The sequence below is a fragment of the Bacillus sp. FAU20 genome, from assembly GCF_056033865.1.
This window is the reverse complement of the sequence record NZ_JBVYHY010000010.1, coordinates 1-7,784: the sequence shown is the minus strand read 5'-3', so window position 1 is coordinate 7,784 and position 7,784 is coordinate 1. Positions and strand designations below refer to the sequence as shown.

At 30.6% G+C, this 7,784-nt stretch carries 7 protein-coding genes and 3 pseudogenes; 8 read left to right on the top strand and 2 right to left on the bottom strand.

The genetic code is table 11. The annotated features are described in order from the left end of the window. Window positions 1–120: 120 nt before the first annotated feature. The 4 genes and pseudogenes from AC0OM3_RS08380 to AC0OM3_RS08365 form a co-directional block, all read left to right on the top strand. A pseudogene (locus AC0OM3_RS08380) lies at window positions 121–438 on the top strand (CarD family transcriptional regulator); the annotation flags it as partial. 556 nt (window positions 439–994) lie between these two features. Beyond that, complete coding sequence (locus AC0OM3_RS08375; RefSeq protein WP_000827566.1) at window positions 995–1,159, top strand: BC1881 family protein; 165 nt, start codon at window positions 995–997, stop codon at window positions 1,157–1,159. Between the two features lie 254 nt (window positions 1,160–1,413). Further along, the gene (locus AC0OM3_RS08370) at window positions 1,414–1,647 is read left to right on the top strand and encodes a hypothetical protein (protein WP_474211415.1); all 234 of its coding nucleotides are present in this window, start codon (window positions 1,414–1,416) and stop codon (window positions 1,645–1,647) included. 239 nt (window positions 1,648–1,886) lie between these two features. After that, complete coding sequence (locus AC0OM3_RS08365) at window positions 1,887–2,120, top strand: YuzF family protein (RefSeq protein ID WP_474211414.1); 234 nt, start codon at window positions 1,887–1,889, stop codon at window positions 2,118–2,120. 67 nt (window positions 2,121–2,187) lie between these two features. Here AC0OM3_RS08365 and AC0OM3_RS08360 read toward each other — a convergent pair whose 3' ends face one another. Then, window positions 2,188–2,463 (bottom strand): hypothetical protein, encoded by a 276-nt coding sequence (locus tag AC0OM3_RS08360; RefSeq protein ID WP_474211412.1) that lies wholly within the window; start codon window positions 2,461–2,463, stop codon window positions 2,188–2,190. Between the two features lie 641 nt (window positions 2,464–3,104). Between AC0OM3_RS08360 and AC0OM3_RS08355 the strand changes: the two genes are divergently transcribed. Both AC0OM3_RS08355 and AC0OM3_RS08350 read left to right on the top strand, forming a co-directional pair. Next, the gene (locus tag AC0OM3_RS08355; protein ID WP_474211409.1) at window positions 3,105–4,640 is read left to right on the top strand and encodes a methyl-accepting chemotaxis protein; all 1,536 of its coding nucleotides are present in this window, start codon (window positions 3,105–3,107) and stop codon (window positions 4,638–4,640) included. After that, window positions 4,640–4,837 carry a hypothetical protein gene (locus tag AC0OM3_RS08350; protein WP_474211408.1) on the top strand — a complete coding sequence of 66 codons (198 nt, stop codon included), beginning with the start codon at window positions 4,640–4,642 and terminating at the stop codon, window positions 4,835–4,837. The genes AC0OM3_RS08355 and AC0OM3_RS08350 overlap by 1 nt, the downstream gene beginning before the upstream one ends. 239 nt (window positions 4,838–5,076) lie before the next feature. Here the strand turns inward: AC0OM3_RS08350 and AC0OM3_RS08345 are convergent. Continuing rightward, a pseudogene (locus AC0OM3_RS08345) lies at window positions 5,077–5,288 on the bottom strand (hypothetical protein); the annotation flags it as partial. Between AC0OM3_RS08345 and AC0OM3_RS08340 the strand changes: the two are divergent. Both AC0OM3_RS08340 and AC0OM3_RS08335 read left to right on the top strand, forming a co-directional pair. Further along, window positions 5,280–5,915, top strand: a pseudogene (locus tag AC0OM3_RS08340) (IS6 family transposase); the annotation flags it as partial. The pseudogenes AC0OM3_RS08345 and AC0OM3_RS08340 sit on opposite strands and share 9 nt — an antisense overlap. A gap of 853 nt (window positions 5,916–6,768) precedes the next feature. Further along, window positions 6,769–7,395 carry a hypothetical protein gene (locus AC0OM3_RS08335; RefSeq protein ID WP_474211406.1) on the top strand — a complete coding sequence of 209 codons (627 nt, stop codon included), beginning with the start codon at window positions 6,769–6,771 and terminating at the stop codon, window positions 7,393–7,395. Window positions 7,396–7,784 lie beyond the last annotated feature (389 nt).

Here is a 7,784-nt window from a genome sequence, read left to right as displayed (position 1 = left end):
TTATTTTAGTATACTCGTTCGTTATGCACAATGGGTGTTTAACCACCACTGCCATGTATCAAAGTACGGTTTTCGCGTTTATCGTGAAACGCTTTCGCGTTTTTCGTGCGCCGCTTTTCAACGGGTAAAATATTGAATTCGAATATACGCCCAGTTATTGATATACTTGCATTCAAGCACATTATACACATTTTTCACCATGAAGAATCCTGTAAATTACTGCCGTGGAAACAAAGGCATAAAGTGAACACGGACAAAGTAAAAACGGGTGAAATACAAGAAGGTGCTGAAGTTGTACGGGATTTAATGCGTATGAAGAAAGAAAAAGCACTCAATACAAGCGAAAAAAAATTGTTGGATGATGCATATAGATTTTTGGTCAGTGAACTAGAATTAATTAAAGGAATCACTGAAAATCAAATAAAAAGTTTCTGTTAAGGTTCATTATAAATAATGCGTTATATCCTCTAAAAACATTCTAAATCTTTCGGGAATATGATGAGCATTAAAAGCAAATCATTTCAAAGACATTCAATTTCTTCAACTCACTTTTAGAGTAGGAACCTCTTTTGTTATTACTTCAATCTAATCCATTTTTATTTTTAAATTTCTTTTACGAACGTTCGAAGTTTCATTAAATAACTCGATCAAATAGTCACTTGAATTTTTGCAATCCTGATTCACACTGGCACGGACAAGGAGCCGTGAGGATGAAAGAGAGGTAGGGCTTTCATTGTTTTAGGTATATATATCTAAGTCATTATTTCTAGAAGAAAAAACAATCAATCTCATCTCTATCTTTAAGAATTTTTACATTCACTGAGACAGTGAATAGTAATTGTTTATCTTCTTTTCATAAGAGAGATACGCGAGTTGGTAATATCTAAATATATGGTCAACGATACAAATTGATGGGATTTCTAGAACTAGAACCCATTTTTACAATTTATTTAACATAATAAGATTAACTGAAACAATAAGAAGGAGTGAAGATATGAAACGCATGCCAACGCAAGAATTAAGTAACGAGTTAAAGAAGCGGAAAGGGATTACTTCTATTAAGATTGAGCCTTATGAAAAAATTGAAGTTGGTGGAATTGTTGTAGATGGACCGGCTGTTATTTTAATTAATCAAGAATACCTGAAAATTGTTGAATGAAGAAAAGGATGATCCTTTACGAAAAGGGATGATCCTTTTTGTTTGCTGCAACTTTTATTTAATGTGTTGGGGTTAAAAGGAAGGAGAGGGTCGGGATTATCATGGTAGAAAGCTTAATATTGGTAGGGGTACTTTTTACGTTATATAAATTAGTTGATAAAAAAACAAACTAATTTATATAACGATATATTGTTTCATTTTTTAGGGCGAAATTTATTTGATAGTGAAATGGATAATTTAAAGGAGGAATTTAGATGGATACAAGGAAAGAACGCATAAAATACGAAAAGATGTCAAAGAATTATGACCGTATTTATTCAGTTTCGTTTATTCTATTAATTATACTTGTTTGTAGTAGTGTGATTATCATAGGAGCTACAGGAGGAAAATATGGAGTGTTTTTATTGTTAGCAATTTTACTTAATGCACGTATTACGAAAGAATCTCAAAAAAAGTATGAGCATTATTCTAATAAAGGACGTATTTAAAATCATAAATATCCTAGAAGGAACAAACTAGATGTACATTCAAAATATCCCTTTATCATCTCCTGTTAACTGGCAAAAGTAACTTTATATAAATCATTTTTTGAGCAATGCAGAAATAGAAAACGTACCCTATTAAAATGTTATTTCCGTTCCTATAATGAAATATCCTTCTAGCATATTTATAAGATTTATATCATATATTAGGAGAAAGAATGCAAATTAGAAAGGAGTCTTATAGAATGAGTTATTCGAAAGGAAATGACTTGAGTGAACAACATATGGTAAGTACACCTAATGCCTACGTATATCAGACATTACAATCAGTAATTGGTAAACATGTGGTTATTGAAACTGTAAGAGGTAATGTAAGAGGAAAGTTAAAAGATGTGAAACCAGATCATTTGCTCATTGAAGATACGGTGCCATATATTGTGCGCATTCAACAAATTGTATGGATTATGCCAAAACAATGACTAAATTACATCTAATTTGATTTATAACAAATTGGTTTCATAGACGTCCAAATAAAAACACAGGGTTTTATCTCTGTGTTTCTTCAAATTTTCTTTTTTGGATATATGCTTGAGCATGAATAAGTTCTTTCTGAAGTTCTTTTAATTCTTCCGTAGATCCTGATTCAATCCTCATGTACGTAGTAACTAGACTAATCATCATATCCATCTTCTCTACTATATTTTGAATGACCTGTTCAGAATGCTCTTTTTCAGGATGTTGTATTGCTATCAAAGCATTTTCTATATAATTGTTCTTTCTTTGCTGGATATCATAAATAAACTGTTTTGTGTTTGAGTTCATTTGCTATTCCTCCATTTTGGATATACTTCTATTCTATCATATTCGAATGGAAAATATTAGATTCCCCTAAATATACACCTGTCTCGCACATCTCCTCAAATATACAAACTAATCCCTTAACGTACAGGAATCGGTTGAAATGTGTCTAACCGTACAATTGTCTTTTTTTGATATGGTGACCCCTATGAGCTGGTTCTTTTTATGTCCTATATATTTGTGATATTTCAGCTAAATAGCGATTAGTTTACTGTCTCTCATATCTATTTTTTATCTTTACTTTTACATGCAAAATGAGGCAGGGTATGGGTATATAAATAAAAATAAGATAAAAAGATAATTTTGAAATCTGTGTAATAAAGTTATTAATTATATGTCTATCCTTTAACAAAATTGAAATAATTACCGTAACAATAAGAGATGTCCATAGAATATATTTTTATTTTACATGAAAAATTTCTCTCATACCGTTTGTATGAGACCAAAGTGGTAAACTCATACTACTAGTCATAATTAACGCATAACCCGATTCCACAATATATTCTGTTATTTCGAATAATACATATAAATCTTAAATATCGATTTTTATCAGCTAGTGTTATATATTAATTATCTAATCAATATATATAATGAGGTGGATTTAATTGTCATTTTTTAAAAACAGTAAAATTGGCACAATATTAAACGTATTAATAATTATATCAAGTGTTGCTTGTGTATTATTATCTATACTAGGATTTTGGGGCCTTAAGAAAAGTGAGTATGCTTCTTCTACTATGTATGAAGACAGTTTATTACCAATTCAGTGGATAGGAACTATAGAGTCTAATTTTTATCATATTAATATGAATGTAAATGAAATTATGATATCAAAAGATGAAAAAAGAATAAAAGAGCTTATGACAGAAATTGATACATTGCATACAGAAACTGATCAGTTATTAAAGCAGTTTGAGGTTAGAGTTAGTGCTAGTAAAGAAAAAGAATTGTATACAACATTTCTTGAAAGATTTAATGAATTAAGAACACAACTGAAGAAAGTAGAAGATTTGGGCCAATCTAATAATGAAGAAGCATATGCTTATTATCTAAAAGAGGTTGAACCAAATATGAAAAAGACAACTCAGGCCATTCGTGAACTTATCCTATATAATAATAATAATGCAGAGCAATTACAAAAAAATAATACCGACAGTGCAACAAAAACAATAATGATGTTTGTTAGTATCTCTATTATAGCAATTGTCATCGTTATTTTTATTGGATATATCATTAAAAGGGCGATTAAACAACCAATTGTATTATTACAAAGGGATATGAAACAAGTATCTGAAGGTGACTTAACAATACGTACTTCTTATAAATCAAATAATGAATTGGGAAGCATTGTGAAGTCATTTAATAGTATGTTAGATAACTTACAACAATTAATTGGTGAAGTAAAAATCACAACTCAAGAGGTTATTTCTTCTACCACTGGAATGTTGCAAGATATTAAACGAGCATCTCATATATCAAGAGAGGTTGTTCAAACTATCTCTGAGGTCGATAAAAAAATAGAAGGACAAGTTACTAGTATTCAAGAAAGTTCATTATCAATGGAAGAAATAGCGACTGGAGTTCAAACAGTAGCTGAATCTTCAGCAACAGTTACAGAATTGGCTGTCACAACAACAGAACAAGTTAATTCTGGTAGTGAAGTAATAAAACAATCTATACTCCAAATGAATAGTGTTCATGAGGTTGTTGAAGAAACGTCCACCGTAATTGATAGACTTGTTACACGTACACAGCAAATTGATAAAGCTCTAGAAGCTATCACTAACATTGCTGAACAAACCAATCTTCTCGCCTTAAACGCTGCCATTGAAGCTGCGCGTGCTGGAGAAAATGGAAAAGGATTTGCAGTAGTTGCGGCCGAAGTAAGGAATTTAGCAGAGAAGTCAAAAGAATCCGCAAATGAAATTAATCATTTAATACAATTGATTCAAACAGATACAAAAGATACGGTGGATGTCATGCAAAAAGGTCAACAAAAGGCTACAGAAGGAAAAGAAGCTGCTTATCAAGCAGATCAAGCATTCTCATCTATTATGGTAGCTATTAATAAAATCACTAGCCAAATTCAAGAAGGTATCTGCAGCAACAGAAGAAATGTCTGCCGGTACAGAAGAAGTTAATGCTTCTATATCAAGATGTTTCTGAAACTGCAACACAAGTAGCTAAAGAAACCACTCAAACTGTACAATCAATCCAATCACAAGCAGCATCAATTGAGGAAATATCGAATCAATCTAACAAAATAAAAGAAAAAGTAGAAGCATTATCAGAATTAGTTTCAAAATTTATAATTGAAACGCAAAAAGATGGGAAATAAAATAGGGTAAATATTACAAAAAGCTACAGGTTCTTAATCCATTACAGACCTGTAGTTTTTTATTATGATTTACTTATTTTTCAGACCTTAGTCTTTCTTTTCTAAACAGGGGTCGAACCACATCGCTATCAAGATAACGCCCGTGTAACATCAATGATAAGCAAGATTTTTTCTTTTTTTCGAAAGATCTATGTGTAGATTCTTTAAAGATTTGCATACCAAATAAACCCTATCGGGTTTCAATTTTTTGAATTAAGCTGCATGATTAATGAGACATAGTACAAGTTATAAACGACACCTAAGATATCAAAGACTGTTTTCTTCTCATACCTATGGGATTTTCGTCCGTTTTTCTGTAGGAGATTGAACAGGCGTAAGTAACACCTTTTGATAGCTCTTGGGTGTTTTTTTGTATAGTTTGGTAAATAAGAAGAAAATAGTCTTTAATCATAGTTTTCGTGATTTAGTGGAAATGATGGAGGAACGGAGTTTATCTATTTCTCATACAACGATTATGCGTTGGGTTCATCAGTATGGCCTTGAATTGGATAAACGGATCCGACGTTACCTCAAACAAACAAACAAATGACTCTTGGAGAGTCGATGAAACGTATATTAAAGTAAAAGGTCAATGGATGTACTTGTATCGTGCTGTTGATTCGAAAGGAAGCACAATCGATTTTTTCCCTAAGCAAAACAAGAAATCAGAAGGCTGCAAAGCGCTTTTTCAAGAAAGATTTGCGAGTCTTTTCATGTTTCAAAGCCTCGTGTGATCACAGTCGACAAGAATCCAGCTTATCCTATAGCAATTGAACAGTTGAAAAAAGAAAAAAGCATACCTAACGGTATGCGACTTAAACAACAAAAGTACTTGAATAACATAGTAGAACAAGATCACCGGTTTATAAAAAGGCGAGTTCTCTCTATGTTAAGATTAAGTCATTTAAAACAGCAATTTCTATATTGAGTGGTGTTGAAGCCATACATATGATGAAAAAAGGACAACTTGTTTTACTGGACAAGTCTGTTGCAAAATCAAAAGCAATTTATTCATAAATTGTTTGGTTTAGCTTCATAAGCTAAAAATGTAGAGGAAATTGCTACTCTATATTTCTAACTAACATTTTTGCACCAGAACCCATTATCATATAGAAAACTTTTATTTAGAAAAAGTTAAAAAAGGAGTACAAGTTACTTCTTTCATACCAAATTTGTAAAATAAACGTTGGTGATTCACATAATTTACATAAGAAAACAAAAAAGAATGTCCCCCCTCAAATAAATACAATATTTGCAAAGATACTACAATCAATTTATTGCCAATATCCATTATCCTTATAGCAGGATGTCTTCTTATAACCATATTTTATAGTTATTAAATTACAAGTTCTTTAAGGTTTAAGACCTCTCTTTATTTATAGAAAAGAAATCAGTAAATACCCTGAAGTAATTATTAAAATTCGCTCTTACTTTACAATACCAATACTTTTTCATCCTCTAATTGATAAAGGACGAGCACAATTTCACTTATAAAAATGTTAACATTCTATAATATATTTTTATAAAGTTATTAATCATTATATAAGGTTTTATTAATTATATTTTTTATTTAAACAACAATAGAAATACACGTTAGGGAGAAAAATTTAAATGTCTATTTACAAAGAAAACGCTAACCTTTTAAAGGCAATATCACATTCAATAAGGAATTTCAATAATAATAGAACTTACTAAAAGATGTCATATGCAAATGTAAATGCAACATAGCACAACTTTTCAAAAAGGCCAGCAGTCTTACCACATCTACAAACACCTAGCTATAATAAATAAAAAATACTAGCTAGTAATAGAAAGGGATATGAAAATTATTATAGCGTGCAAGATAAAAGAATAAATACCCTTATAGAAGTGCTATTAGGACAAAAAATTAAATGATTGTAATAATCAACAAAGTAGTAAATATCATATTTAAGTGCGAAAGGGGAGGAATTGTGGAAAATCCAATAAGAGTAGGTACAATTATTCAAATCTTCTCTAATGAAAAATTAACTGGAATATACATTGTATCCAAACTATCAATAAATAATTTAATTCAAGATAAATATGCTTTAATCGGAACGAACGGGCAACACTATTTGAATATGTATTTTAATAGCTTAGAGGATTTAGAGATACAACTAGATCTCGAAGATTTGTGGAGAACTTTAAATATAAATGTGAAAAAATTGCTTTTAGAGAAAGATTCAGAAGAGCAATTAAAAAAAAAGATCATCAATCAATCTAAAAATAATGTAATTATTGATGAATGGATTATTGAAAAAGAATATAACTTAATTTATAAATTAGAAGATGTTATAAGAAACTTTATTAATAGTCTTTCCGGAAGGTATGGATTCTTAAAAGATATTCAGATAGAAAAAGATAAAAATATTGAAGTTTATTATAAAGGAGATTTATTTTTAGATATTGGAATTATGCTGAATATCAGGATTGAACTTATGGATGATGAAAAAAAACAAACAAAAACTTGGAAATGTAAAGCGATACTAAATTCTTAAATTCCCCCCACTTAACAACCTTGCGGCATTTTTCAAGTGGGAGATTCCTACGAATACCTATCTAATCGCTCTTTATCCTGGCTGACTCTGCCCGTAGTTCCTACGTGAGAATGGACGCATCTTGTACATTGACCCACTAGCTTCCTACTTTATTCTGGCTTTCATAACTTTAGTAATCCTGCAACGATAGAACATTACATATTTTACAAGTGTAACAATTTTTCTGCAAATAACCTTATATCTTCAGTTTTCAGAGAGTAATCTGTAAAAGTATATAGTAGCTAGTATTTTAACTTATAACAGCCGACACTCATCTTCCACCTATTTACTGGTGCTATTACACCTTCAAACCAATTGAGGAGGAAGCCTTCTGTCAGAAAAATATAAAG